The following is a 26092-nucleotide window of genomic DNA, read 5'->3' as shown; positions in this document are numbered from 1 at the left end:
CGTGTCGCGCACTCCGAAGCCCAGCACCACGCGCCGCGATCTTGTCGGTCCCCGCGACTAGCCTGAGATACGGGGGCAGCTCACCCCCACGGCCCGACGACACACCCCCAGCCGACCGTACCCACCAGGTCCGACAATCCCAGGCACGAGCAGGAGCCCAAGGGATTACGTGGTGTGGACCTTGACGCGGCCCCGCCGCCACGCCAGTGTCGATCTGGGCGCACCCGCCGCTGCGCAACGAGCAGCTGGGAGGGCAAATGCGGCGCGGTCTGGCGTTGAGTGCGGTGGTCGTCACCCTGGTCGGAGCGGCGGCGACTCCCCAAGCCACAGCCGACCAAAGTCCACCACCGACGACAAAGTCGGTCACGCTGATCAGCGGTGACAGAGTCCTGGTCCAGGGCGAAGAGATCACGATCATCCCCGGTCCAGGCCGCGACGACCAGGTGTTCCGCCGAGCGATCAAAAACGGCCACATCACGGTCACCCCGCAGGACGCGGTGCCGCTCATCCAACAAGGCAAGCTCGACAAGCGACTGTTCGACGTCACGACGCTGATCAACCAACACCGGGATGACGCGAGCAGGGACACGGTTCCGCTCATCGTCGAAAACCGAGGCCGAAGCAGCATCAGCAAACGGAGCCCGCGCTGGGACGAGATCAAGCGCACCACCGGCAAGATCTGGCTGGACGGCGAGAAGAAGCTCGTCGACGCCGAGAGTCACGCGCAGATCGGGGCGCCGCAGGCGTGGCAGCGCGGGTTGACCGGTAAGGGCGTCACGGTGGCGGTGCTGGACGGCGGGTACGACCCTACGCACCCGGACCTGCAGGGCAAGGTGGTCGAAGCCAAGGACTTCACGCAAAGGGGAGTGAAGGACACCTACGGGCACGGCACGCACGTCGCCGGGACGATCGCCGGGCAAGGCAGCTACGGCGGTACGGCGCCGGACGCGAAGTTGTTGATCGGCAAGGTGTGCGGCGACGAGACGTGTGAGGACTCCGCGATTCTCGAGGCGATGGAGTGGGCGGCGCCGAAGGCGAAGATCGTCAACCTCAGTCTCGGGGGCGAGGCGACAGACGGCACGGATCCCATTTCCCTGGCCGTCAACCGGCTCACCGAGCAGTACGGCACGTTGTTCGTCATCGCCGCGGGCAACGAAGGCGGCGCGATGACCGTCGGGACGCCGGCGGCGGCCGACGCGGCGCTTGCGGTGGGGAGTGTCAGTAAGAAGGACGCGCTCAGCCGGTTCTCCAGCCGGGGACCACGCGTGAACGACATGGCGGTCAAGCCGGAGATCGTCGCGCCCGGCGAGGCGATCGGGGCCGCGCGCGCCAAGGACACGAGTATGGGTACGCCGATCAACGACCTGTACACGCGCGCCAGCGGGACGTCCATGGCTACGCCGCACGTTGCCGGGGCGGCGGCTGTGCTTGCGCAGCAGCACCCGGAATGGCGGGCGCCGCAACTGAAAGCCGCGCTGATGTCCAGCGCGAAGGACGTTGGCAAGAACGTCTACGAAGAAGGTAGCGGGCGGCTCGACCTCGACAAGGCGACGACCCAGGCCACCTACGCCAGTCCCGGTGCGCTGAACTTCGGCGTCCTCAAGTTCCCGCACACGAGCCTGCCGCCGATCATCAAGACGCTGACGTACCACAACGACGGCGACCAGCCCGTCACCTACCAGCTCAAGGCCGACCACGAAGCGATCTCCTTCAGTGCCAACGAGATCACTGTCCAGCCACACAACCAACAACAAGCACAAGTCACCCTTGAACCGAACAAGGTCAAAGTCGGGATCGGCAGCGCGCGCATCACGGCCGGACCGAACACGACCGCGGTCGGCTTCACCGCCGAGCCCGAGCAGTACGAGCTGACGATCAACACGATCGATCGGCAGGGCAAGCCGGTCGGCGCGTCGTTGTCGATCTTCTCGCTCGACAACGACGAGGACGTCGACCTGCCGCCGCCGGTCGACGGCGTCACGAAGGTGCGCCTGCTCAAGGGGCGGTACGCGGTGAACGCGTTGATCAGCGAGGACGTCGAGAACACCTGGGCGTCCACGCCCGCGATCATGGTGGACCGGCCCGTCACCACGACGATCGACGCCCGGCAGGGGCGTGAGATCGGTGCCACGACGGAGAAACCGCTGAGCCGCAAGTACATCCAGATCGACGCGGTGCACCGGAACGCGAACCAGCGGTCACAGGACGGCGTCTCGTCCAAGAAGGCCGACACCTTCTTCGCCGTGCCGGTCAAGGCCGACCCGGCCTACTTCAACTTCGGTGTGCACCAGGTCCTCTCCACAACCAACAAGGAGTACTACGTCGCCACGCCCACGGCCGGCGCGATCCCCGAGGAGCTGAGCCCGAAGATCCGCGAGCGGGACATGGGCGCGGAGAACGTCCGGTACCGGGCGCAAGGCAGCCCGGAGATCGGCTCGCGGTCGTCCACGCCGTTCTACGTGCCCGGTCAGTTCGCCGCGTTCGGCGTGCCGTTGGACCTCAGGATCCCGGCTCGCCGGACGGAGTTCTTCTCCGCCGGCAAGGACATCCGGTTCACGTTCCACTTCTTCCAGCGGCCGCCGGACCAGGCCCAGGTGGGGTTCGACGGGCACCTCGGCCGGGACACGCACGGGTTCACGCCCGGCGAGCGCCTCACGACCAGTTGGAACTCCGCGGTGGTCGGCACGGACCTCGACCTGCGCGGGTTCCACGGCCTGATGCGGCAGGGCAACAGCGGGTACGTGCAGCACTGGCCGTTCGCGCCGGGGGAGTCGGACGCCAGCGACGAGTTCGTGTTCGGGGCGCCCTACGTCACCGCGAACACGAAGTTGTCCACTGAGGACGGGAAGGTGCTCGGGGAGTCCGAGAACGTGTTCGCTTTCTTCACCATGCCCGAGCAGGCCCAGCGGTACGTCCTGGACGTCGCGGCGAAGCGCAGCCCGAAGTGGACTCCGTTCGCGCCGAGCGTGCGGACGCGATGGACGTTCACGAGTGCCAAGACGGCGGCGAAGGAGTACCTGGCGGTGCCGACGCTGCACGTCACGGGCACCTTCGACGACTACAACCGGGCGCCCGCCTGCGGCGTCTTCCCGCTGAAGATCAGCGTCACGCCGCAGAAGGGCTCGGTGAACGCGGCGGCCGTCAAGAAGGTGACCGCCGAGATGTCCACGGACGACGGCGCGACCTGGCGGGCGATGCCGGTGATCGGCAAGGGCTCGGCCTGGCACGCCTTCGCCGTCCACGAACGGCAGGAGTTCGTCTCGTTGCGCATCAAGGCGGTCGACGCCGCGGGCAACGAGGTCGAGCAGACGACGATCCGGGCCTACGGGCTGACGCGCTGAAGGTTGTCCGTCATGTGACTGAGCACGCGCACGGTGTTCTCGTAGTCCTGGGGGGACAGTCCCGCCATGACGATGTCGCGGACGCCCTGCACGCGGATCATCAGGGCGGCGCGGGCCGACTCGCCCTCTGGGGTGAGCTGACCCCGCGCCGCCCACCCGCGTGCCTCCAGTTCCGCCATGATCGAAGGCGGTGCGGCGTCCGGACCGTTGAGAGCCTGCCAATGCCGCCTGGTGAGGCCCTCCTCGGTGATCGTTCGCTCGAACGCGGCGTCGATGAGGGAGTCGAGGCGCTTGAGGTAGTAGCCGATCGGTTGGTACACAGCCATCTCCAATAGATGTAAACTGACAACTACATGTAAGAGTACAAGTAACGGAGCGGGAGTGGAAGGCAACAGGGACGTCGAGTTGGTCGAGCAGGCGATGGTGGCCATCAGGCGCAGTCAGACCAGACGCGCGCTGGCTCCGCTGGCGAGTCCCGCGTACGACGTGCTGGACGTGGTCGAGGCGGCCGAGCAGAGCGGGGGACAGGCCACGGTGTCGAGTGTCGCCTCGGCGTTGCACGTCGACCAGCCGCGCGCCAGCAAGCTGGTCACGTCGGCGGTCGAGTCCGGGCTCGTGAAACGGGTGGCCGACCAGGCGGACGGGCGGCGCGCGCTGCTCGTGCGCACGGCCCGCGGGCGGGCGGTGTCCGCGGAGATCCACCGCAACCGGCAGGCGGCGTTCGCGTCGGCGATGTCGGATTGGCAACCGAACGAACGCGCCGAGTTCGCCCGGCTGCTCACGCGTTTCGTCGCCGCGTTCGGCGCGAGATAATGGCCGCCGTGACGCTCGACGAGTTGATCGCTTACTGCGGAGCCAAGCCCGGCGCCGAGGAGACCTATCCCTGGGGCGACGAGGAACTGGTCTGCAAGGTCGGCGGAAAGGCGTTCGCGTTCATCGGGCTGACCGGTCACACGGTCGGCCTGAAGTGCGGCGTGGACGCCGAAGCCGCCGGGGAGTGGCGCGATCGCTATCCAGACGACATCGCGATCAGCGGCTACATCGGTCGCTACGGCTGGAACACGGTGCGACTCAAGGGTTCCGTGCCGGACGACGACCTGCTGGAGCTCGTCGACCAGTCCTACGACGCGATCGTCGCCAAGCTCCCCAAGCGGAAACGGCCCTAACGCATCTCGGCCGGCGGCTCGATGACACCGAAAATGTTGCCCTCGGTGTCCTTGTAGTAGCCGACCTTGCCGACACCCTGCATGTCCTGGATCGGCAGGGCGACCGTGCCGCCCGCGGCGGCGATCGCCTTGTCGGTCACGGCGATGTCGTCGACCCCGGTGGTCATGACCCAGCCGTTGACCGGACCGTCGGGTGCCGGGTCGGAGCCCTGGCGCGGCAGCAGACCGCCGTTGACGCCGGGGCCTTCTTCGCCGGTCATCACCATCCAGTAGGGCATCTCGCCCCACTGCTCGAACTTCCAGCCGAAGACGGACTCGTAGAACCTCCGCGCCCGCTCCGGATCAGCGGCGTGGATCTCGAAGTGCACTGGACGAGGCATGTCCGGAGGCTACTCCGGACAGTGGTTGTCCGCATTCGGTTCTACCGTGCCCCCATGGCATTCGGAATCCAGGTAGTGATGGACGCGAACGACCCGGCGAAGCTCGCCGACTTCTGGGCGCAGGCCCTCGACTACATCCCGCAGCCCCCGCCTCCCGGCTTCGACACCTGGCCCGCGTTCCTGGAGCAGATGGGCATCCCGAAGGAGGACCACGACAAGGCCGCGGCACTCGTCGACGCCTCCGGGAAGGGACCGCGGATCTTCTTCCAGAAGGTGCCCGAGGGCAAGACCGCCAAGAACCGCGTGCACCTAGATGTGAACCCGAGCGGCACCAGAGGCGACAAGAAGGCGGTGGCCGAGCACGTCGCCAAGCTGGAGGGGCTCGGTGCCCGGCGCGTCAAGGAGTTCGACGAACCGATGGGGTACTGGATCACCATGCTCGACCCGGAGGGCAACGAGTTCTGCGTGCACTGATCAGGACGTGATGTCCTTGCGCACGAACCTCCTCGCCGCCAGCAGGGTGAACACGCCGCCGTAGATGAGCGCGGAGCAGGCGCCCTTCGTCATCTCCGACCAGTCGATGTCGGTGGACAGCAGGTCGGCCCACGCCATCGCGTAGTGCGTCGGCAGGTAGTTGCGCAGATCCTCGAGCGCGGTGATCTGGTCGAGGATCTGCGACACGATCGACACCAGGACCGTGCCGCCGACCGCGCCGAGCGGCGCGTCCGTCGACACGCTGAGGAACAGCGCCAGCCCCGCCACCCAGAACAGGTTGATCGAGATGTAGCAGACCGCGAGCGCGACTCCGATGACGCCGTCGCCGAACGGTGCCGCCTCGCCGGTCGGGCTCACCATCTCGCCCGCGCCGTACCAGGACACGCCCACCGCCAGCGCCACCGCGGGCAGCAGCGCGAGCGCGAACACGCTCAGGATCCCCGACGAGATCGCCTTCTGCCGCAACAACCTGTGCCGCGGAACCGGTGCCGCGAGGAGGTACTTCAGCGACGACCAGGACGCCTCCGACGCGATCGTGTCGCCGAAGAACAGCGCCACGATCATCGGCAGCAGGAAGCTGCCCGACACGAACAGCGTCAGCACCACGAAGTTGATGCCGCTCGCGGTCGCCAGGTCCACGAAACCGCCGGACCGGCGGTTCGGGTTCGACTGACCGAGCTCGAACGACACCACGAGGATGAACGGCAGCAGCACCAGGAACCCCAGCACCAGCTGCGTGCGCCTGCGCCGGATCTGCCGCGCCAGCTCGACGCGTAGCCGCAACGTGCGGCTCGCCTTGTAGCCGGCGGGAGAACCGTCCTCGGACACCTCGAAGTGGGTCTGCCGAGTCGCCTCGGTCAGATCCTTCAGCGCACCGGGATCGGTGTGGACATCGTGCTCATTCACCGCCGACCAACTCCAAAAAGGCGTCTTCCAAACGCTTGCGCGGACCAGCCTGATCAACCGCGATGCCCGCCGTGACCAACGCCGACAGCGCGGCCGAACGCGGCACGCCGTTCATCGCCGCGTGCACGGCCCCGTCGGAGACGTGCACCTCGTGCACGCCGTCCAACGACTGCAGCACCTTCACCGCGTCCTCGGGCTTGTCGACGCGGAACGTCGCCTCGCCGCCGCCCGCCGCGATGTCCGCGACCTCGCCCGCCGCGACGAGCTTGCCCTTGTGCATCACCACGACGTGCGTGCAGGTCTGCTCGACCTCGGCCAGCAAATGACTGGAGACCAGCACCGTCCGACCGGCCGCGGCGTAGCGGCGCAGCACCTCGCGCATCTGGTGGATCTGGGGCGGGTCGAGCCCGTTGGTCGGCTCGTCGAGCACGAGCAGGTCCGGCAGGCCGAGCATCGCCTGCGCGATCGCGAGCCGCTGCCGCATGCCCTGGCTGTACGTCTTCACGCGCCGGTGCACCGCATCGCCGAGGCCGGCGATCTCCAGCGCCTCCTCGAGGTGCGCCTCGTCCAACGGCCGGCCGGTCGCCGCCCAGTACAGCTTCAGGTTCGCCGCGCCGGACAGGTGCGGCAGGAAGCCCGAGCCCTCGACGAACGACCCGATGCGCGCCAGCACCGGCGCGCCGGGCAGCACCTTGTGCCCGAACACCCGGATGTGGCCCTCGGTCGGGTGGATCAGGCCCATCAGCATGCGCAACGTCGTGGTCTTGCCGGCGCCGTTCGGCCCGAGCAAACCGAGCACCTGGCCGTGTTCGACGCGGAACGACAGGTCCTTCACCGCGATCAGCCCGCCGGGATAGGACTTCGTCAGCCCTTCGATCACCAACGGCACCGACGCCAGCGAAGGATCCTCGTCGTGCGCCAGCCGCCGGCGGAAGAAGGCGATCACGCCCGCGAGCACCAGCACCGCGAGACTGATCCCGATGCCCCACAACGCCGCGACGGGCACGCCTTCGGTGACGTTGACCCCCGCCACGACCGGGACGGACAGGCCGGAGGCGACCGAGACCTGGTACGCGGCGGGCTGCTCGGCGTTGGCGAACGCCTGGTCGGTGGTCGACACGACGACCGCGAGCTTGTGTTCACTCTCCACCGGCCGCACGGCGCCGGGCAGCGTCACGGTCACCTCGGTCGGGCTGCCGTCCGGGCGCAACGCGACCCGCACGGGCGCGACCGCGGATCCCGGCAGCGTGCGCACCCCGTCGGTGCCGACGTCGTAGAGCTTGACGAACAAGACCGCGTCCGTGGCCTTCTGGCCGGGCGCGTTGGCGACCTTGAGGCGCACCGACGACGAGCCGGTCACGAGCAGCTGCGAGGTGAGCGGGTCGGACGTGAACACGGCGGCCTGGCCGGGCAGGTCGAGCGACAGCCGCGAGGAGATCGAGCTCGACCGGCTCAGCGCCCCGCCCAGGCCGGGCAGGCTGCTCACCGCGGCCGGGTTGCCGCCCGCCGGGTTGACGATGAGCTGCTCACGGCTCGACAGCGGCACGTCGCGCCGTTCGGTCGGCGAACCACCGTTCAGGCCTGGGTAGCTCGGCGCCACGACCGTGCGCAACGACGGCGCCCCGCTGCTGCGGAACGCGCCCTGCACGGCGTACTCGAAACCCGTGCCGGGGTCGGTGCCCTTGCCGGTCAGGTGGAACCACAGCCAGTCGGAGATCTGGCCGCGCAGCTGCGTGCCGGGGCTGCCGCCGTCGTGGCCGCCGGAGTACCAGACGACCTTGACCTTGCCGCCCGCCTTGCTGATCTGCTGCGCGGTGGCGTCGGCTTGGTCCAGGCCGAACAACGTGTCCTGCTCGCCCTGCACGAGCATGGTCGGCTTGGTGATCTTGTCGGCGACCTGGACGGGCGAGGAGCGGCGCAGCAGGTCCAGCGTTCTCGGCGAAGCCTTGCCGGTCGTCGCGACCTCGGTGTACGCGGCGCACACCTCGGGCGTGAACCGGCCACACGCGCCGAGCGCCGGCGTCGGCTGCCTGCCCTGGCCCGAGCCGGGCGCGGGGGTGGCCGGCGCGTTGACCGCCTCCGTCTGACCGGCCTCGACCGCCTCGCCGGTGGGGCCGGAGGCGTCGATGCTGGTCAACCCCGCGGAGAAGAAGATGCCCGCCCATGACTTCTTGAAGACGCCGTCGGCGGAGAAGGCGTTCGGCGACGGCGTGGCGCCGTCGGTCTGGTCGAGCGCGGCGGAGTTCGGCAGCAGCGCCTGGCTCAGGTCGTTGTAGGTGATGACCGGCACGAGCGTGTCGACGCGCTGGTCCACGCCCGCGAGCAGCAACGACAGGGCGCCGCCGTACGAGGCGCCGGTGACGCCCACGCGTGGGTCGCCCGGCCCGTCGGTCTGCACCTCGGGGCGCGTGGCCAGCCAGTCGAGGAGCTTCTGCGCGTCGCGGACCTCGTAGTCCAGCGAGTTCAGCGCGATCTGACCGGTGCTGCGGCCGAACCCTCGCGCGGAGTAGGCGAGCACCACGAAGCCGCGCCGCGCGAGCTCCTCGGCCTGCGTCTTGACGCTGTTCTTGCTGCCGCCGAACCCGTGGGGCAGCAGCACGGCCGGTGCCGGCGTCTGTTGTGGCAGGTAGAGGGTGGTGTCGATCTGCACGGACTCCGTGCTGTCAGGACCCGCGGGGACGTCGATGACGGCGTCACGGGTCGGAACCGGCGCGGGGTCTCCGCCCGAGCGTGACCAGAAGACGGCACCTGCTGCGAGAGCCAGCACCACGATCACAACGGGGAGTGACCACCGGCCTCGCAAGCGGGGGAGGCGGGACACGTTGTTGACCTTAGGCGCAGTTTGCTGAGAACGGGCTGTCAGCATCTCAGGCCGGGGTAAGTCTGGTCACCCCGTGTAGCGCGAACCAGCGCTGATAGGGGACACTACTAACGCTAGAGGAGGGGAGTACTCCCTCGCGGCGGTGTCGTCAGTACGGAGTATCAGCGTCGAGCTCCCGGTGCCGTCGGTCGACAGGTCTGTCGGCGGAGGAGACCTCCGGGTTATTGGCGTGCGCCTGTCGATCCGGAGGTTTTGCTGTGAATGTCCCCGCGTGGTTGTGGATCGCGACGCTCGCAGGTCTTCTCGTTCTTCTCGCCGTCGACCTCGTGATCGTGGACCGCAAGCCGCACGAGGTGACGATCGGCGAAGCGGCCCGCTGGGTCGTGTTCTACGTCGCGGTCGCGGCGCTCTTCGGTCTCGGCATCTGGATGTTCTCCGGTGGCCAGTACGCGGGCGAATTCTTCGCCGGGTACATCACGGAATACTCGCTGAGCATCGATAACCTGTTCATCTTCTTGATCATCATGACGACGTTCCAGGTACCCGCGATCCATCAGCACAAAGTGCTGTTGATCGGCATTCTCCTGGCGTTGATCATGCGCGGCGCGTTCATCGCGGCCGGCGCGGCGCTCATCACGCAGTTCAGCTGGGTCTTCTACATCTTCGGCGCGTTCTTGATCTACACCGGCTGGCAGCTGGCCCGTGGCGAGGACGAGGACGAGGAGTTCAAGGAGAACGTCATGCTGCGCCTCGTGCGCAAGGTGTTCCCCGTGACCGACGAGTACCACGGCAGCCGCTCGTTCGTGAAGCTCGACGGCAAGCGCTTCGTCACGCCGATGTTCATCGTCATGGTCGCCATCGGCTCCACCGACCTGCTGTTCGCGCTCGACTCCATCCCGGCGATCTTCGGCCTGACCAAGGAGCCGTTCCTCGTCTTCACCGCGAACGCCTTCGCGCTGATGGGTCTGCGGCAGCTGTACTTCCTGCTCGGCGGCCTGCTGTCGAAGCTCGTCTACCTGTCGGTCGGTCTGTCGGTCATCCTCGGGTTCATCGGTGTGAAGCTGATCCTCGAGGCGCTGCACACCAACCAGCTGCCGTTCCTCAACGGCGGCGAGCCGCTGCACGTGCCGACCATCGGCATCGAGGTCTCGCTGTCGGTGATCATCGGCGTGCTGGCGATCACGACGATCGCCAGCCTGCTCAAGGTGAGGCGCGACCCCGAGTCCGCCAAGCACATCAACGCCTGACAACTTTGCTATGGGGGGAGCTTTCCAAGTGCTGGGCGCTTGGAAAGCTCCCCCCATAGCATTTAGACCACCTGGACGCCGTCCTGGTAGACGGCCCGGATCGCCTGCTTGAGGGTGCCGTCGACGACGTGCTGCTCGGCGTCACCCTCGACCATCACCACGTCGGCACGCTTGCCAGGGGCGAGCGTGCCGAGCTCGTTCTCCAGGCCCAGCAGCTCGGCCGCGTTCCTCGTGGTCGCCTGCAACGCGTGCGCGGGCTTCATGCCGTACTCGGCCATGAGCGTGAGCTCGTTGAGGTTGTTGCCGTGCGGCCCGACGCCGGAGTCCGTACCCATCGCGATCTTCACCCCGGCGTCCAAAGCGGACCGGAACGCCGTGGTGTGTTGCGCGACAACGGTGTGCGCCTTCGCGAGGATCACTTCGGACACCGGGACGCCCGCGGCGGCCTGGTCGAGCACCATCCGCGGCGCCATCAGGGTCGGCACCAGCCAGGTGCCGTTGGCCAGCATGGCCTCGATGCCCCGTTCGTCGAGGAACACGCCGTGCTCGATCGACCGCACCCCGTTGCGCACCGCGGTGAGGATGCCGTCGGCGCTCATCGCGTGCGACATCACGGCGATGCCGGCCGCCGTCGCCTCCTGGACGATCATGGCGATCTCGTCGTCGCGGAAGTGCGCGTGCATCGGGTTGGAGCGGGGGGACATCACGCCGCCGCTCGACGCGATCTTGATGACATCGGCGCCCGCGCGGACCAGGGTGCGGACGACCCTGCGCAGCTCGTCCGGGCCGTCCGCGACGGTGTTCGGCAGGCCGGGGTGCTCGAGCTGGAACGGGACGTGCGCGCCGCAGGCCATCCAGTCGTCGTTGTGGCCGCCGGTCTGCGACACCATGCTGATCGCGATCTGCAGGCGCGGCCCCTGGATCAGCTTGCGCCGCACCGCTTCCGCGACCCCGAGGTCGGCGCCCATCGCGTCGCGGACCGTGGTGATGCCGCAGTCGAGGGTGCGGCGCATGTTGCCGATGGCTTCGTAGAACGGCAGCGAGAACGGCGTGTTGAGCGTCTGCACCAGGTCGGCGTTGCTGTACAGCAGGTGCACGTGGCAGTCGAAGAGACCCGGCAGCAGGGTGTGGCCGGTGGCGTCGACCTGGACGTCGCCGTCCAGGCCCGGACCGACGTCGACGATCCGGTCGTTCTCGATCACCAGGTCCGCTAAGCCGGAGGACGAGCCGTCGAAGACCGTGCCCCCAGAAAAGACGATGCGCGTCATGGGGGTCGAATCTATGTGATCAGTCAATAAACATCGCTAAGCTTTGCTAACGATTTCCGGTAACGTGCACGTTCGTGCGCCCCGCAGACCTGGAGCTCCTCGCCACTCCCGGCACCGTCGACGTGTCCGGTGACCTGGTGCTGGTGAGCGTCGCAACGCCCGATTTCGAGTCGAACTCCTATCGGGGCGGGCTGCACCGCGTGCTGCCCGACGGCACAACGCGGCAGTGGACGTCCGGCGACCGCGATTTCGCCCAGCGCATCTCGCCGGACGGGCGCTGGGTCGCGTTCCTGCGCGTCACCGGCAAGGGCAAGCCGCAGCTGCACGTCATCGCGACCGACGGCGGCGACGCGAGGTGCCTCACCGATCTGCCGCTCGGGGCGGGCGCGCCGGTCTGGTCGCCCGACTCGCGCCGCGTCGCGTTCACCGCGCGCGTGCCCGAGCCCGGCCGGTACGGCACGACCGACGACGGCCCCGAGGCCGAGGCGCCGCGCCGCATCACGCGGCTGTACTACCGGCTCGACGACGTCGGTTTCCTCAACGACCGGCGGCCGCGCCTGTTCGTCGTCGATGTCGATTCCGGTGAGTCGACCGAGCTGACCGACGGCACGTTCGACGTCGAGAACCCGGCGTGGTCCGCTGATGGCAGCGAGATCATCGTGGTCACCGACCAGGACCTGGGCGAAACCGACACGCTGCACAAGGAGTTGCGCGCGGTTCCGGTGGCCGGTGGCGAGCCGCGGCTCGTCGTGCGGTGCCCCGGCGACGCCAGGTTCCCGGTGGTGTCCGATTCCGAGATCTTCTTCGTGGGCTCGGAGTTCACCGGCATCCACGCCGTCGCGCGCAACTGCGGCCTGTTCCGCGTCGATGGGGACGTGGCGGTCCGGTTGACCGACGCCGAAACGGTCGACATCGACCCGCAGTCCGGAGCGCCGGTCGTGGTCGCCGACGGAATCCTTGTCGCCGTGCGCAACCGCGGCGCTGTAGAGCTGCGGCGCGTGCCGTTCTCGGGTGGCGCGCTGACGGATCTTCCTCTGCTCGCCGGTTCGTCTGGTCTCGTGAAGTCCTTCGCCGCCAACGGTTCTCGCGTCGCCGCCGTGGTGTCCACTCCGGACGATCCGGGTTCGGTGTGGGTGGACGGGGTTTCGGTTTCCTTCGCTTCCGTTCCGACGTACCGGGTGCAGGAGCTCACCGGTACCGCCTCGGACGGCTATCCGGTGCACGGCTGGGTCGTCCTGCCTTCCGGCGAGGGGCCGCACCCGGTGCTGCTGGCGGTGCACGGCGGGCCGTTCATGTACCACGGCTGGGGTTTCTTCGACGAGGCGCAGGTGTACGCCGACGCCGGCTACGCGGTCGTACTACCGAACCCGCGCGGCTCGGCCGGCTACGGCCAGTCGCACGGCCAGGCCGTGATCGGCAACTTCGGCAAGGTCGATGTCGACGACCTGCTGTCAGTGCTGGACCTGGCTTTGGCGCTGCCTGGTCTCGACGCCGACCGCGTAGGCGTGATGGGTGGCTCCTACGGCGGGTTCATGACGTCCTGGCTGGCCGCGCACCACGGTGAACGCTTCCGCGCGGCGTGGAGCGAACGCGCCGTCAACTCGTGGGACTCGTTCACCGGCTCGTCGGACATCGGCTGGTTCTTCGCCGACGCCTACTGCGGCCCGGACCCCGAGGCGCAGCGCGCGATGTCCCCGCTGACCTACGTAGAGAAGATCAACATCCCGTTCGCCGTCGTGCACTCGGAGAACGACTGGCGCTGCCCGATCGAGCAGGCGCAGCGCATGTTCGTCGCGCTGAAGCGGCAGGGCGTCGAGACCGAGCTCCTGCTGTTCCCCGGCGAGGGGCACGAGCTGACGCGGTCCGGCCAGCCGCGTCACCGCAGGCAGCGGTTCGAGGCCGTGCTCGAGTGGTGGGGCCGGCACCTGGCCTGATGTGGTGCCCGTGTGGCGCTACCGGTCACTCTTGGCGTCGTGGCACGGTGGTTGATCGCGGGCGGACTGGCCGGTGTGGCGTTGTGTGTACCGCTCGCCCTGTTGTTCGACGACGTCGGCGAGATCGTGGTCATGGTGTGCGCCGGCTTGTGCGGCCTGGTGTTCGCCGGGGGAGTGGCGCTGCTCGCCGGCCGCGGTTGGTGGATGCTCGGGCCCGCGCTCGCCGTCGGGGTGTTCGCGCCGCTCGCGATCACCATGGAAGCGCACGAGGTCGTGCTCAGCGGCTACGGCCGCATCGAGACCTGCGCGGTCACCGACGCGGTGGAGTCCAGCAGCGACACCCCGCGTCGCAGCTACCACATCGTCGAGTACGTCATCGCGTGTCCCAGCGGACCGGTGGAGCTCCTGCTCGATCACTCGTACCGGCTGAAGAGCAACACGGTGGCCTTTTACCAGCTGCCGCCCCTGCGGCCGTTGCTGGTGCGCGACGCGCGCTACGAACCGGAACTGCTCTGGGGTTCGGTCGCCGCGATGGCGGTGATCGTGATGATCGCGGCGGCGGTGCGCCCTCAGCCGAGCAGCGTGTAGTTCAGCTCCTCGCACACACGGGCCAGCGGCAGGTCCAGACCCGGATGATCCAGCGGTAGCAACACATCCGGCGCGGCGGGCAGCCCACTGGCACCGGGCGGATCCCACAGGCAGACCGCGGGATCGCCGGCGTCCATCGACGACCGGTACCAGAGCCCGTCCAGCTCGGGGTACGCCGCGCGGATCGCCCGCGCCCACGCCTGCGTGATGTGTTTGGGGCCCGAGGAGATCTCCTGCGACGCGCCGACGCGTGTGGGCCACAGCCCCGCCAGGTCGAGCAGCCGCAGCGTGCGCCTGGGGCGCAGGACGACGAGGAACGGCGAACGCGTGCGCCGGTCGACCATCGACGTGGCCTGGAAGACCTCGGCGATCGACGTGCGCACGGACAGTCCGAAGTAGAGGACGCCGTGCTCGTGGTTCAGCGCGGGGCGGCCGTCCTCGGCCGGTGGCTGGCAGTCGAACCGGGCGTGGGGGAGCGGTCCCGTGTAGCGGAACGTGTTCCAGCGCTGCGGGTGCAGGCCCTTCGCGGTGAAGACGCGTACAAGGCGGGTCGCCCGGTGTACGGCCACGACGTCCTCGGTGCGGCGCAGGTGCGCCTGCAGCACGGCTGGTGCGGGCGGCTGTGGAAGCCGTGACATTCAGGTCCAGGTGTTCTCGAATGCTCTAGACGGGTGTCCCGAGCATGGCGGCCAGGTCGGCCACTTTCCGCGGATCTCCTCCGGCGAGGAGCCACTCGCGCGGTGTGGCGGGCTTGCCGTCGACCAGCAGGTCCTCCTGTGCGGTGGTCATGAAGGCGGCTACGACGAGTGCGGGCTGGTCCGCGGGCACGGCGGACAGCACGGTTTCCAGTCCGGGCAGCACGCCGCCGCCCGCGAACTGCCAGGCGGGCAGACGCCAGCTGCCCTTGTCCTTCCAGCCGACCAGCCGGCCGACACCGAGACGGTGCCGGATGCGGCTCGTGTCGACCTGGAGTTGACGCGCGGCCTCGGCGACCGTCAGCGCCGAGTCCCTCAGCACCGCGTGCGCGACGACCGTGCGGGTGCGTGGTTTCGCATCCTCCGGGCGCGCCGGCGTGAGGTCGAGGCCGACGTCGGTGAGGGCTTCCTGCTGGTCCGGTGTGAAGTAGCTGACCGGGTCCGGGTGAGGCGGCGCGAGTTTCTTCGCGGCGTCGGCCACGAGAGAGAGGAACTCGTCGGGGGTCACCTGGAGGCCGGCCTTGGCCAGCACCGTTTCCAGCGCAGGGCTCATGCGCACAGAGTATCCCGTGCGTGCGCCTTTGTGCGCACATTCACCCGAAATGCCCTGGAGGTTCGACGGTGTGCGCACAAGCAACGACGCTACGTGAAGTTTTACGGGCTGGTACCCCTGTGTGGTCGTGACGTAAACCTCATCGAGGGTGGTGGATACGATGCGGCGTCCGAACGGCTCAGACGGGGGTGCTCGATGCAGACGCTGGCGCGACTAGACCGGCTCGGCCGGCTCATCGCGGCAGGCTGGCTCGCGGTCATGATCGGCACGTTGGTGTACATCATGCTGCGCCCCTTGGACTTCTCGCTCGACCTGCGCGTGTACCGCGTCGGTGGCGAGGCGTGGCTCAAGCACTTCCCGATCTACGTCGACGGCTTCGCCAAGCCGCTCGGCGGACCGGACCTGCCGTTCACGTATCCGCCGGTCGCCGCGATGATCTTCAGCCTGCTCGCGCTCGTGCCGCTCGCGGTCGCCGTGTTCGCCGTGGCGTTCGTGAACCTCGCCGCACTGACCACGCTGTGCCTCATCGCGGCCGCGCGGGTCTGCGGCTGGGGTCCCGACGCGGTGAAGTGGGGGCTCGGTGCCGCGGCCGTGGCGTCGATCTTCGACCCGCTGCGCGAGACGCTCTGGTTCGGACAGATCAACCTGATGCTCGGCGTGCTCGTCATGGCGGACTGCCTGCTCGCGCGCACGCGGTGGCCGCGCGGCGCGCTGATCGGCCTCGCCGCCGCGATCAAGCTGACGCCCGCGTTCTTCGCGCTGTACTTCGTGGCCCGCCGCGAGTGGCGGCCGGTGTTCGTCGCGGTCGGATCGTTCGCCGCGTTCGGCTTGATCGGATTCCTGGTCGCGCCTTCCGATGCACGTCAGTACTGGTTCCACGCGCTGCTCGACCCGAGCCGCGTCGGCCGGCTCACCTACACCGCGAACCAGTCGTTGCGCGGCCTGCTGGCGCGTCTGTTCGCGGACAACACCACGCAGGTCGTCGTGTGGGTCGTGCTGTCGCTGCTGATCGTGGTGGCGGCGTACGTGGTCGCGACGTGGGCGCGCCGCGCCGGTGACGACCTCGTCGCGTTCCTCGCGGTCGCCACCGGCGGGCTGCTGATCTCGCCGGTCTCGTGGGGGCACCACTGGGTGTGGATCGCGCCCGCTCTGGTGTTGCTGGCCCGCCCGGAACTGAGGCGCGGCAAGGCGTTCTGGGCGGGCTTCCTGCCGATGATCGTCGTGTTCGCGCTCGGCCCGCACTGGTGGTTCCCCAACGACAACGACGTCGAGCGGAACTGGGCGTGGTGGCAGCAGGTGATCGGCAACGCCTACGTGTGGGCCGGTCTGGGTGTCCTGGTGACGCTCAGCCTGCTCGCTCTGCGCCGGAAGTCGTTGTCAGCGACCGCAGCCGGAAGCTGAACAGCAGCAACACGACGCCCCACATGATCGCGAAGATCCCGATCGTGACGATCAGTGCGAGCGCGCCCGTGCCTGGGCTGGCGAACAGGATGATGCCCAGCAGCACGGCGAGCACGCCGGTCACCACGTAGAACCATTCGTTGGTGATCACCTTGCGCAGCCGGATCGCGGCCGCGATCTGCAGCACGCCCGCGATGATCGCCCAGATCGCGATGATCAGTAGCAGGATGCCCGCCGTCAGGCCGGGCCAGGCGAACGCGACGATCCCGGCGACCACGCCGACCGCGCCCAGGATGCCGTGCATCACCCGGTCGGCGGTCGGCCATTCGTTGTGCCTGATCGCGATGTAGAGGGCTGTGACGCCGTCGACGAGTGTGTAGGCGCCCCACAGGATGACCAGCGCGAGCACCGTGATGTCCGGCCACGCGAGCGCCATCAGGCCGAACAGGATGGCCACCGCGCCCCTGAGCGTGAACAGCCACCAGCGTTGCCCCAGCGTTTCCAGCAGCATCGTGCACCTCCTCGGACGGATCGTCGCGAGGATGCGCCCGCTCGGCAACTTGGTCCTATTTGGATTGTCTGAAATGGACAAGGGCCGCTTCACCCGCGCGGGGTGAAGCGGCCCTCGGCCGTTCGTCCTACTGCTGGCCGGTGATGATGGAGACCGCGAGGTCCTGCGTCGCCTCGTCCACCTCGCCGACCTGGAAGTTGCGGCTGACCGCGTGCGCCACGAGCTCCGGCTCCGGCGGCAGGCCGTACTTGCGCAGGTAGTGCGGCACGGCGCCGGCCCAGATCCAGGTGCCGTCGGTGCGGAAGTTCAGCGGCACGTCCTGCTCGGTCGGCGAGAACTCGTCCGTGTCGTAGTTGCGCGCGGCGAGCACCACCGGAGCGGCCTCGAGGTAGGCGATGAGCCCCTCGAGCAGGTGCGGCTCGACCGGCTGCCGGTTGACGAAGATCCGGCCCTCGTCGTTCTTGCCGTCGTACACCCTGGCCGTGCGCATCGCGGCGTTCTCGACCGGCTGCTCGGCGGCCTGGTACTCCTGCGGCTGCTCCGGTTCCGGCTGAGGCAGCGGCGGCAGACCCACTCGCTGGCGCCACCAGTCCGGAATGCGCTCGTCCGGCCGCGGGAACGTCTGCAGCTCGTCCCGGAAGCCGATCGGCGGCGGCACGTTGCGCCAGCGCGGCTCCTCCTCGGCCTCGAAGTCCACCGTGAACGCCGCCGGCGCCTCGATCTCGTACACCGCGCTCAGCCAGGTGCCCCGGTCCGGCTGGTACATGCCGGAGCGCAGCTGGCCGAAGAGCTGTACGACCTCCATCGGCGGCCGCACAGGCCGAAGCTGGCCGTCCGGCCCGCTGAACGCCAGGTCGACCTCGATGTGCCTGCCCGCGGCGCGGTACTCCGCACGCACCTTCTGCCAGTCCGGTGGCAGCGCGGGCAGCATCGCGCGGCCGATCTGCCGCACGAGCTGCTGCTGGTCCTCGTCGCTCAGCGGTGTCGCCGGCTGACTCATGCTCTCCTCGCCCCTTCGTATCCCCCCAGACGGTGAACCGATCTTAACCGTCCGTCGCGATACGTGCGGGCCGGTTCGGTCACTCCGGGGTCGATGCCAGGCCGCGGCGGAACCACTCCGGCATGCTCTCGTCCACGCGTGGGAACCACTTGTTCTCGGTCGCGAAGTTCTCGCTGGTGGGCGGCGTGTCGAAGCCGGGGTCCTGGTCGCGGTTGTACCGGATGCTGTAGCGGCCGGGCGGGTCCAGCACGTACTCGAACTCGATCCACGAGCCGAGGCCCTCGGCGTACATGCCCTTGCGCAGCTGCTGGAACTTCCGCCACACCTCGGGCGGGAACGACCACGGCTGGACCGAGCCGTCCTTCATCTTGACGCCGGTGTCCGCCTCGCTGTGCGGGCCGATCATCTTGGCGCGCACCACCAGGCGCGTCCAGCCCATCGGCAGGGTCTCCAGCACTTCCTGCGTGATGTCCGCGAGCTTCTCCTGCTGTTCCACGGGCGTGAGCTGCGGCCAGTTCGCCATTGCGCGGGTCCTCCTCCGTAGTGGCCGTTCGAGCCTAGTTACCGCCGGGCTCAGCGCGTGCCACAACGTCGCGCATCCATTGCGGGACGCGGTCCTCGGCGCGCGGGTACGCCTCCAGGTCCCGCACGAACTGTCCCGGCTGCAGCTGAGGTGACCACTGCGGATCGTCGTCGTAGTTGAACGACACCTCGGGCTCGCCCTCGCGGTTCACCACGAACCGGGCGGACAGCCACGCGCCGCGCGCCGGTTCGTACATCTCGTCGCGCAGCGCCACGAGCTCTCTGGTGACCTCCGGCAGGCGCACCTCGCCGGCGAACCGGCCGTGGGAGTCCTGCGCGGAAGCCGCGATCTCGTAGGCGGTGACGTTGGCCCACACGTCGAGCCTCACCCGCGCCCAGCCCACCGGGGCGCCGGCCCGCAGGGCCGCGAGCAGCGCGTCGATCACGCCCTGCTCGTCAAGTGGCCTATTCAGCTCGTTCACAGCCCTTCGAGAACCCACGTACGGTCGAGCAGCTTCGCGGCCAGGTATTCCGACTCCACTTCGATCTGCGTGCCGGTGTCGCGGGCGACGCAGGCCAGGGCGAGTGGACCGAGCGCGATGTACCCGAGTGGGTTGTCGGTGCTCTCGGGAGTCGCGGTCCAGTGCTCCTTGTGGAGCGTCAGGGCTTCGGCCAGAGCGTTGTTGAACTGCTGCTCCTGCCCTTCCTCGCCGAGGTGGTTGAACAGCTCCAGCCACGGGAACACGATCTTGAGCACAGTTCCACCTTGACCGCGGTGCCGGGTTCGGCGACGGCCACGGCGGAGATCGCGGCGCCGATGTTGAGCCCAGCCGTCTGCATCCGCAGGTCCGCGGTCTCCTGCTCGACGACGCGGTCCAGCTTGCCGAGTTGCTTGGCCGAATAGCTGGGGTAGGTGTCGTGCCGGCTCACTTCCACCACTTCGCGGTCCGCCGGCTCACGACGTTTGTACTGGTCAGGAGCCCGGCTCCGTTACTCGCGCGCGCAGCCAGCCGGGCAGCGCGTCGAGCGAGCCCGCCCGGCGCAGTTCCTCCTGGTAGGTCTCGGACGGTGGCGATGCGACCCATTGCGGCTCGTCGGTGCGGTTGAAGGTCAGTTTCTTCTCACCGCTGTACTGCATCTCGAACTTGGCGCTGTACCAGGTGGTCTGCGGGCCGGCCATCGAGGCGCGAAGCTCCTGGAACCGTTCGGTGACCGCTTGCGGCGGCGCCCACTGATACATCCGTCCGGCCACGTCGCGGACCAGTGCGTTCGTCTCGACGTGCGATCCGATCTCGCGGAATTGGACCTGGGTGTAGGTCCAGCCGATCGGCAGGGTGTGCCAGATCTGCTGCTCCACGTGCTTGGCGTACGTGGTGTGCTCGACCGGCCCGCCGGGGGGCACGGGCGGCAGCTCGGCCTCGGGATCAAGCGCCTTGTGCAGCCAGCGCGGGATGTTCGCTTCGGAGCGCGGGTACAGCGCGAGGTCCTTCGCCCACACCTCGGGACCGATCGGCGGATCCCACACCGGGTCGATGTCGAAGTTGAAGCGGTACTTGAAGAAGTCCGGCGGATCCATCGTGAAGCGTGCGGAGAACCACGTGCCGGTCTGCTCCTCGTACTGAAGGTCGCGGAGGTCCCGGAACGCCCGCTGGATCTCGCTCGGGAATTCCCGCTCCTGTGCGGAGCCGTCCTGGTTCACGGTCGCGTACGCGTAGTCCTCGACGCCGCCCGCCATCCGGACGGTGAGGTCGATGCGCGCCCAGTCCGGACCAACGCCCTTGTACAACCGGGTGCTCACCCAGTGCAGGATCTTGTCGGCGAGTTCCTCGCGCTCGGCCTTGGGGGGCCGGGGGTCAGACATTGTCGTGGCTCCTGTAGTGGACGACGGGCTTGCCGGTCGTCGGGTCGACACGCTGCTCGACCCAGTACTGGCGGTCCGGGGTCAGTCCGGTTGAGGCCTCGGACGGGAAGACACGTACCCGCTCGACCGGGACGCCCTGGTCGTGCGCGACCCTGCGGTCCATTTCGGACCGTCGCCAGCTGTCGTTGTGGCGGCTGAGCGGATCGGTGTTCGTCGTCAGGATGTTGTTCTCCCGCCAGAGCTGTGGCGTGACGCCGAGCGCCTCGTTGATGCCACCCGCCGCGTGGTCCTGCGTGTGGCCGCCACGATAGTCCGCGCCGGGGTAGTCGTACTCACCGGCGTGGCCCATGCGACGCTGCACCTCGCCGTCACGCGGCGGGTGACCGCCAGGGCTGTAGTCCGGCTCGAACGAGATGGCGCCGTTGCCGTCGGCGGTCGTGTGGTAGACGCGGTCGTCGACTTCGTAGCGCGTCTCGGCGAGCGGCAACCCGTCGGTGGGGCGCACGTCGGGCTCGCGCATGGTGCGCCGGTCGCCCAGTTCGGGGTTCTGGTCCGTCCACGTCCGGACGTGCGTGATCTGCGATTCGCCGTCCGGTGTCCGGTGCGGAGAAGTGTAGAAATCGCCGTGCCACTCGCCGTCCGGCGTCCGGACCTCGTACCGGCAGCCGGGTTCGAGGTCCGTCCGGTGGCTGAACGGCGGGCCGCTCGGATCCCATGTCTCCGCACGGTGGTTCGCGCCACCCACCTCGAACTCCGGGCCGTGTGGCGCGTTGAAGTCGTCGATGTCGAACACCGGCCTGCCGGTGTCGTCGGTGTGGAACGTGAACGGCTCTCCGCCCGCGTGCACCCGGTAGTCGACATCCGGCTGCGTGTGGCTCGCGTCCGGGTTGTCGACCGGGCTGCCCGCGTACCCGGTGCGAGTGTTGCTCGTGTGCGCGTCGACGTGCGTGACCCGCGGCGGCGTGGACCCGTCCGTGTACACGGTCGTCCTGCGCCCGTTCGCGTCGGTGATCTCGTACTTGGTGTTCGGCTCGAGAGCGGGGTTGTGCGCCGGCGGATCGTAGAACGGCTCGCCGGTGTTGACGGTCCTCGACTCGGTGCGCGTGTGGTGCGGCTCCTGCCAGTCGATGTCCTGGTGCGTCGGCCGCTCCCGCTCGCCCGGCTGTGCCGCTCGGTCCTTGGCGCCGTCGACGTCGTGGTCGGTGTCGTGGTGCTCGCTGCCGGGCGCGTAGCCGTCGTCGCCGGTCTTGGAGTGGGTGCCGTCCGGGTGATGGGTTTCCCACTCGCCGTTCGGCGGGATCTTCGGCTGGCGGGTGCCGTCGGGCCCGATTTCCGCGTCGCTGGTGAACACCCGGCCCCTGCTGTCGGTCCAGGCCGGCTTGTTCGGCGCGAGGACCGGTGCGTCCAGGTGCTTGGAGAGCTGCTTCGCGAAGTCGTTGCTGGCGGCGTCGCAGCCGATCAGCCGGACGGGCTTGCTGCCGTCGTAGCCGGAGCGGCGAAGCATGTCCGCGTATTCGGCCGGCGTGTAGTCGTGGCCGCCGATGCGCGCCTTGCCCTCGGGGGTGATGTGCACGTCGGCGGTGAAGTAGCGCGGGTCGTTGGGGACCTTGTGCGGTAGGTCGCCCATGTCCGGGTCGCCGCCGTGGTGCGACACGCCCGCCGGGGTCGTTTCGGCGTGCCTCGCGTGGGCTTCGGCGGGGTCGGGGCGTTCGTGCGTGTCCGCGTGGCTTGGGGTGTCGCTGTCGTGGTGGCTTGGGTCGGTGTCGTGGTGGTTCGGCGTGTCGGGGTGGCCGGGTGTGTCGGCGTGCGGTGCGTCTGGGCTGTGGGTGTCCGGGGCGTGGCTCGGTGCGTCCGGCCGGCTGCCGTCGGGCCGTGATCCGTCCGGGTGGGTGCCGTCGGGGCGGCTGTCGGGCCGGTTGTGGGGTTGGCCGGGGGCGTCGGGGCGCTGGCCCGGATGGGTGGTGGGGCTGTCGCCGCGCGGTCGGGCGCCGTCCGGGCGAGCGGGGTCGGGACGGTTGTGCGGGGCGTTGGCGTCGGGACGGGTGGAGCCGCCGGGGTGCCCGCCCGGCGCGTCGGTCCGAGGCCGCGAGGCGTCCGGCCTGCTGCCGGGCCCGTCGGGCCGGGAGCCGGGACCGTCGGTGCGCGGCCGGGATGCGTCCGGGCGGGAGCCGTCGGGGCGGCTGCCAGGTGCGTCGGGCCGGTTGCCTGGTCCGTCGGGTCGGTTGGCGGGTCCGTCGGTGCGGGGACGCGAGGCGTCGGGTCGCGTGCCGTCGGGGCGTGAGCCGGGTGCGTCTGGCCGGCTGCTCGGGGCGCTGGGGCCGTGCGCGGCGGGGCCTCCGGCGTGCGGTGCGCCGCCGGTGGGGCCGAAGCCGGGTTGCTGGGTGTGCGGGCCACTCGGCTGGGGACCGCTGTGCGGGCTGGCCGGAGTGTGCGGAGCGGCGGGGGCGTCCGCGTGGGTCGGGGTGGTCGCGGACTGCGGGCGCGTGCCGGGCGCGTCCGGGCGGCCCGCCGGGCCACCAGCGTGCGGGGCACCCGACGCGGGCATGCCGGCGTTGGGCGTGCCCGCTGGGGCGTTGGTGTGCGGCGCGCCCGCGGGGGCGTTGCCGTGCGGGGTGCCTGCGCCGGTGTGCGGAGCTCCGGCGGGGGCACTCGTGTGCGGTGCCGAGGGGCCGCTGGCGTTGGGCGCGCCCGACGGCGTGCCGGTGTGTGGCGCGCCCGCGTTGGGAGCACCGGTGTGTGGAGTTCCTGCGGGGGCGCCTGTGTGAGGTGCACTCGAGGGCGTGCTGGTGTGCGGGGTGCCCGCGTTGGGAGCACTGGTGTGTGGAGTGCCTGTGGGGGCACCGGTGTGCGGCGCGCCCGAGGGCGTGCTCGTGTGTGGCGCGCCCGCGTTGGAAGCACTGGTGTGTGGCGCGCCCGCGTTGGGAGCGCTGGTGTGTGGCGCGCCCGCGTTGGGAGCGCTGGTGTGTGGAGTGCCTGTGGGGGCACCGGTGTGCGGCGCGCCCGAGGGCGTGCTGGTGTGCGGCGCGCCTGCCGGTGCGCTGGCGTGCGGGGTGCCCGCGTTGGGGCCACCGGCGTGCGGGGTTCCTGCGGGGGCGCCGGTGTGTGGCGCGGATGGGCCGCCGGTGTGCGGAGCGCCCGCGGGTGTGTTGCCGTGTGGGGCGCCGGTGTGGGGAGTTCCGGCGGGGGCGCCCGTGTGCGGTGCCGACGGGCTGCCCGTGTGCGGCGCGCCTGCGGGCGTGCTGGTGTGCGGTGCGCCCGCGGGGGCGTTGCTGTGCGGGGTGCCCGCGCTCGTGTGCGGCGCGGTGGGGGAGCCCGCGTGCGCGCTGGGGCTGCCGGTGTGCGGGCGCGCTGCCGAGGGCGTGGTGTCCGGGGTGCGCGGGCTCGGCATGCCGGAGCCCAGATCGCCGCGGCTGCCTGGGGTGCCCGTCCAGCCGCCACCGCCGCCGGGGCGGGCGCCGCCTGCGCTCGGGGCGTTGCCTGTGGAGGGGCTGCTACCGCCCGTATGTGGGGCGGCCGGGGCGCCGGCCATGCCCGGCTGGGACGGGGTGTTCGGGCCGCCGGCCGGGGTCTGGGTGTGCGGGGCTGCTGGGGCGTCCGGGCGGTGTGGGGCCTCGGGTGCTGCCGCCGTGGACTGGTAGGTCTGGCCCGTGTTGCGCGGCGGCGGGGCGTCTGCGCCGTGGCTGCTCGGGCTCGACGGGCTGCCGCCTGGGCCGTGCGCCGACGGGGCGCCCGCGCTGGGAGCGGACGCGGCGTGCGAGGTGCTCGGCGCGGACGGGGCGTCGGGGTGGCCGCTTGGTGCAGAGGCGGCCGGGGTGTGCGGTGTGGACGGGCTGCTTGGCGCGTCCGGGGTATGAGGGGCTGACGGGGTGTGCGGAGCGGACGGCGTGTGTGGCGGGGCCGCGCTCGACGGCGACGACGTGCCCGGTGAGGACGGCGACGACGGAGAGCCGGGCCCGTGTGAGGACGGCGACGACGGAGAGCCGGGCCCGTGTGAGGACGGCGTGCCCGGCGACGACGGCGAGCTCGGTGAGCTGGGCGACGACGGAGAACTCGGCGAGGAGGGCGAACTGTTCGAGCCGGGACCGTCCGGTGAGTTCGGCGAGTTCGGGGAGTTCGGCGAGTTCGGGGACGACGGGGAGTCCGGAGTGGACGGAGCATCCGGCGAGCCGCTGCTGTGCGTGCCGCCACCGCCGTGCGGGGTGACGTCCGGGGAGCCGCCGGTTCGGTGGAACAAACCGCCCGGCTTGATCGACTTGGTGGAGATCACGTCCAGGCCGGTCACCTTGCCGACCAGCTTGCCCACCACCTTCATGATCTTGGTGAAGCACTCGACCAGCTTCCCCAGCATCGGGGAGACCTTCTTGATGGTCTTGATGAGCTTCTGGATCAGCTCGCCGATCTTGGTGGCCCACTTCGAGATCGCGGTCACGGCCTGCGCCACGATCACCGGCGTGCCGAAACCGAGCGAGAACACGGCCTCCAGCACCCACGTGATCAGTTTCGCGACGAGGTCCGCGATCAGGTCCCGGACCATCTCCCGGACGAACCCGACCACCATGCCCATGATGCCGACCACGGTGCCGACGGAGCCCGCGGTCGAGGCGGCACCGGCCAGCGCGTCACCCTGCGCGCCGGCGGCCGCGCGGTAGGCGTCGCCGGCCTGGCCGTGCCACTCCGCGGTGCCGGTGCTGACGGCCTGCTTGTAGTCCTCGGCGACCTTGCCCAGTTCCTTGGAGACGTTGTTCCACGTCGCCGAGTACGACTCGATCACCGGCGGGTTGCCGGCCAGCCAGTCCAGCGCTTCCTTGAGTGGCTGCATGTGTTCCATCAGGAACGAGGCGGCCGAGGACAGCAGCGTGCCGAACGGGTCGATCGCCATCGACGCCGCGTCCGCGGCCAGGCCGACCATGCCCAGGCCGGCCTCGACCCAGTTGCCGTCCTTGATCCCGTTGAACGTGTCCATCGCCGACTCGGCGATGGAGATGCCGGTCGCCCAGCCGTTGTCGCCGGTGCCCTTGTTCATGAACCCCGTGGGCGCCGCATCCGGCTGCTGCACAAGAGGATTCGACATCAGGCACCCCCGCCGAATGTGGCGCGGATGCTCTCTTCGACCTCGCGGTAGTGCGCGGCGGTGTCGCGGACGTTCTTCGCCGTCGCGTTCATCGCCTCGGCGACGCCGTTGAGGGCGTCCAGGCCCCACTGCTCCACCGGGTCGAGCATCATGCGGAACGGCTGGCAGATGATCCCGTACGCGTCCGTCGGCATCGACACGGTCTTGGCCGCGTCGACCGCGCCCTGCAGGCGGCTCTGCAGGCCTTCTAATGCCTGCGCGTGGCCGTCAAGTGCGTCTGCGGTGACACCGAAACCACCGGCAGTCATAGCTGTTCCCCCTCGGGTGGTGGT

Annotated in this window: 22 protein-coding genes and 1 pseudogene; 8 read left to right on the top strand and 15 right to left on the bottom strand. The window is 69.7% G+C overall.

Annotation, left to right across the window (positions count from 1 at the left end):
- Positions 1-257: 257 nt before the first annotated feature.
- Positions 258-3341: a S8 family peptidase gene (locus tag QSK35_RS08075; protein ID WP_285743812.1), complete on the top strand. Its 3084-nt coding sequence runs from the start codon at positions 258-260 to the stop codon at positions 3339-3341.
- Here QSK35_RS08075 and QSK35_RS08070 read toward each other — a convergent pair.
- Positions 3323-3661: a winged helix DNA-binding protein gene (locus tag QSK35_RS08070; RefSeq protein WP_285743811.1), complete on the bottom strand. Its 339-nt coding sequence runs from the start codon at positions 3659-3661 to the stop codon at positions 3323-3325. The genes QSK35_RS08075 and QSK35_RS08070 overlap by 19 nt on opposite strands.
- A gap of 61 nt (positions 3662-3722) precedes the next feature.
- On the opposite strand from QSK35_RS08070, the gene QSK35_RS08065 reads away from it, so the two are divergent.
- Both QSK35_RS08065 and QSK35_RS08060 read left to right on the top strand, forming a co-directional pair.
- A complete protein-coding gene (locus QSK35_RS08065; RefSeq protein WP_352243461.1) occupies positions 3723-4154 on the top strand; it encodes a MarR family winged helix-turn-helix transcriptional regulator in 432 nt (143 codons plus the stop codon).
- Positions 4154-4507 carry an MmcQ/YjbR family DNA-binding protein gene (locus QSK35_RS08060; RefSeq protein WP_285743810.1) on the top strand — a complete coding sequence of 118 codons (354 nt, stop codon included), beginning with the start codon at positions 4154-4156 and terminating at the stop codon, positions 4505-4507. The genes QSK35_RS08065 and QSK35_RS08060 overlap by 1 nt, the downstream gene beginning before the upstream one ends.
- Here the strand turns inward: QSK35_RS08060 and QSK35_RS08055 are convergent.
- On the bottom strand, positions 4504-4887 hold the full coding sequence (locus QSK35_RS08055; protein ID WP_285743809.1) for a VOC family protein: 384 nt from the start codon (positions 4885-4887) through the stop codon (positions 4504-4506). The two genes, QSK35_RS08060 and QSK35_RS08055, sit on opposite strands and share 4 nt — an antisense overlap.
- A gap of 54 nt (positions 4888-4941) precedes the next feature.
- Between QSK35_RS08055 and QSK35_RS08050 the strand changes: the two genes are divergently transcribed.
- Entirely contained in the window at positions 4942-5361 is a 420-nt protein-coding gene (locus QSK35_RS08050) for a VOC family protein (protein ID WP_285743808.1), read from the top strand.
- Here the strand turns inward: QSK35_RS08050 and QSK35_RS08045 are convergent, their stop codons facing one another.
- A complete protein-coding gene (locus QSK35_RS08045; protein ID WP_285743806.1) occupies positions 5362-6288 on the bottom strand; it encodes an ABC transporter permease in 927 nt (308 codons plus the stop codon). It abuts the gene before it with no gap.
- Positions 6281-9154, bottom strand: coding sequence for an alpha/beta fold hydrolase (locus QSK35_RS08040; protein ID WP_285743804.1), 2874 nt, complete (start codon positions 9152-9154; stop codon positions 6281-6283). The genes QSK35_RS08045 and QSK35_RS08040 overlap by 8 nt, the downstream gene beginning before the upstream one ends.
- Positions 9155-9366: 212 nt before the next feature.
- On the opposite strand from QSK35_RS08040, the gene QSK35_RS08035 reads away from it, so the two are divergent.
- Positions 9367-10356: a TerC family protein gene (locus QSK35_RS08035; RefSeq protein WP_285743802.1), complete on the top strand. Its 990-nt coding sequence runs from the start codon at positions 9367-9369 to the stop codon at positions 10354-10356.
- A 62-nt stretch (positions 10357-10418) separates the two neighbouring features.
- On the opposite strand, the gene QSK35_RS08030 is transcribed toward QSK35_RS08035, so the two are convergent.
- Complete coding sequence (locus QSK35_RS08030; protein WP_285743800.1) at positions 10419-11624, bottom strand: metal-dependent hydrolase family protein; 1206 nt, start codon at positions 11622-11624, stop codon at positions 10419-10421.
- A 74-nt stretch (positions 11625-11698) separates the two neighbouring features.
- Here QSK35_RS08030 and QSK35_RS08025 point away from each other — a divergent pair, with 74 nt between their 5' ends.
- Together QSK35_RS08025 and QSK35_RS08020 are read left to right on the top strand one after the other, a co-directional pair.
- The gene (locus QSK35_RS08025; protein ID WP_285743799.1) at positions 11699-13558 is read left to right on the top strand and encodes a S9 family peptidase; all 1860 of its coding nucleotides are present in this window, start codon (positions 11699-11701) and stop codon (positions 13556-13558) included.
- Between the two features lie 39 nt (positions 13559-13597).
- Positions 13598-14146 carry a hypothetical protein gene (locus QSK35_RS08020; RefSeq protein ID WP_285743797.1) on the top strand — a complete coding sequence of 183 codons (549 nt, stop codon included), beginning with the start codon at positions 13598-13600 and terminating at the stop codon, positions 14144-14146.
- Here QSK35_RS08020 and QSK35_RS08015 read toward each other — a convergent pair.
- Both QSK35_RS08015 and QSK35_RS08010 read right to left on the bottom strand, forming a co-directional pair.
- A complete protein-coding gene (locus QSK35_RS08015; protein ID WP_285743795.1) occupies positions 14128-14784 on the bottom strand; it encodes an RES family NAD+ phosphorylase in 657 nt (218 codons plus the stop codon). The genes QSK35_RS08020 and QSK35_RS08015 overlap by 19 nt on opposite strands.
- 25 nt (positions 14785-14809) lie before the next feature.
- Entirely contained in the window at positions 14810-15394 is a 585-nt protein-coding gene (locus QSK35_RS08010; RefSeq protein ID WP_285743793.1) for a DNA-binding protein, read from the bottom strand.
- A gap of 195 nt (positions 15395-15589) precedes the next feature.
- Between QSK35_RS08010 and QSK35_RS08005 the strand changes: the two genes are divergently transcribed.
- Positions 15590-16795, top strand: a complete 1206-nt coding sequence (locus QSK35_RS08005; RefSeq protein WP_285743791.1) for a glycosyltransferase 87 family protein — start codon at positions 15590-15592, stop codon at positions 16793-16795.
- Here the strand turns inward: QSK35_RS08005 and QSK35_RS08000 are convergent.
- The 8 genes and pseudogenes from QSK35_RS08000 to QSK35_RS07965 all read right to left on the bottom strand — a co-directional run bounded on the left by QSK35_RS08000 (position 16740) and on the right by QSK35_RS07965 (position 26068).
- Positions 16740-17306, bottom strand: coding sequence for an HdeD family acid-resistance protein (locus QSK35_RS08000; RefSeq protein WP_285743789.1), 567 nt, complete (start codon positions 17304-17306; stop codon positions 16740-16742). The genes QSK35_RS08005 and QSK35_RS08000 overlap by 56 nt on opposite strands.
- 127 nt (positions 17307-17433) lie before the next feature.
- Complete coding sequence (locus QSK35_RS07995; protein ID WP_285743787.1) at positions 17434-18306, bottom strand: hypothetical protein; 873 nt, start codon at positions 18304-18306, stop codon at positions 17434-17436.
- A gap of 79 nt (positions 18307-18385) precedes the next feature.
- The gene (locus tag QSK35_RS07990; RefSeq protein WP_285743786.1) at positions 18386-18829 is read right to left on the bottom strand and encodes a hypothetical protein; all 444 of its coding nucleotides are present in this window, start codon (positions 18827-18829) and stop codon (positions 18386-18388) included.
- A 34-nt stretch (positions 18830-18863) separates the two neighbouring features.
- Positions 18864-19310 carry a hypothetical protein gene (locus QSK35_RS07985; protein WP_285743783.1) on the bottom strand — a complete coding sequence of 149 codons (447 nt, stop codon included), beginning with the start codon at positions 19308-19310 and terminating at the stop codon, positions 18864-18866.
- A pseudogene (locus QSK35_RS07980) lies at positions 19307-19648 on the bottom strand (immunity 49 family protein); the annotation flags it as partial. The pseudogene QSK35_RS07980 and the gene QSK35_RS07985, both read right to left, overlap by 4 nt.
- A 153-nt stretch (positions 19649-19801) precedes the next feature.
- Positions 19802-20689 (bottom strand): hypothetical protein, encoded by an 888-nt coding sequence (locus QSK35_RS07975; protein ID WP_285743782.1) that lies wholly within the window; start codon positions 20687-20689, stop codon positions 19802-19804.
- Positions 20682-25760 carry a DUF8616 domain-containing protein gene (locus QSK35_RS07970; RefSeq protein WP_285743780.1) on the bottom strand — a complete coding sequence of 1693 codons (5079 nt, stop codon included), beginning with the start codon at positions 25758-25760 and terminating at the stop codon, positions 20682-20684. The genes QSK35_RS07975 and QSK35_RS07970 overlap by 8 nt, the downstream gene beginning before the upstream one ends.
- Positions 25760-26068, bottom strand: a complete 309-nt coding sequence (locus QSK35_RS07965) for a type VII secretion target (RefSeq protein WP_285743778.1) — start codon at positions 26066-26068, stop codon at positions 25760-25762. Before QSK35_RS07965 ends, QSK35_RS07970 begins: the two co-directional genes overlap by 1 nt.
- Positions 26069-26092: the final 24 nt, after the last annotated feature.

It is taken from the genome of Lentzea sp. NBRC 105346 (assembly GCF_030269605.1).
Lineage (GTDB): Bacteria > Actinomycetota > Actinomycetes > Mycobacteriales > Pseudonocardiaceae > Lentzea.
This window is presented reverse-complemented; position numbering and strand designations above follow the sequence as displayed.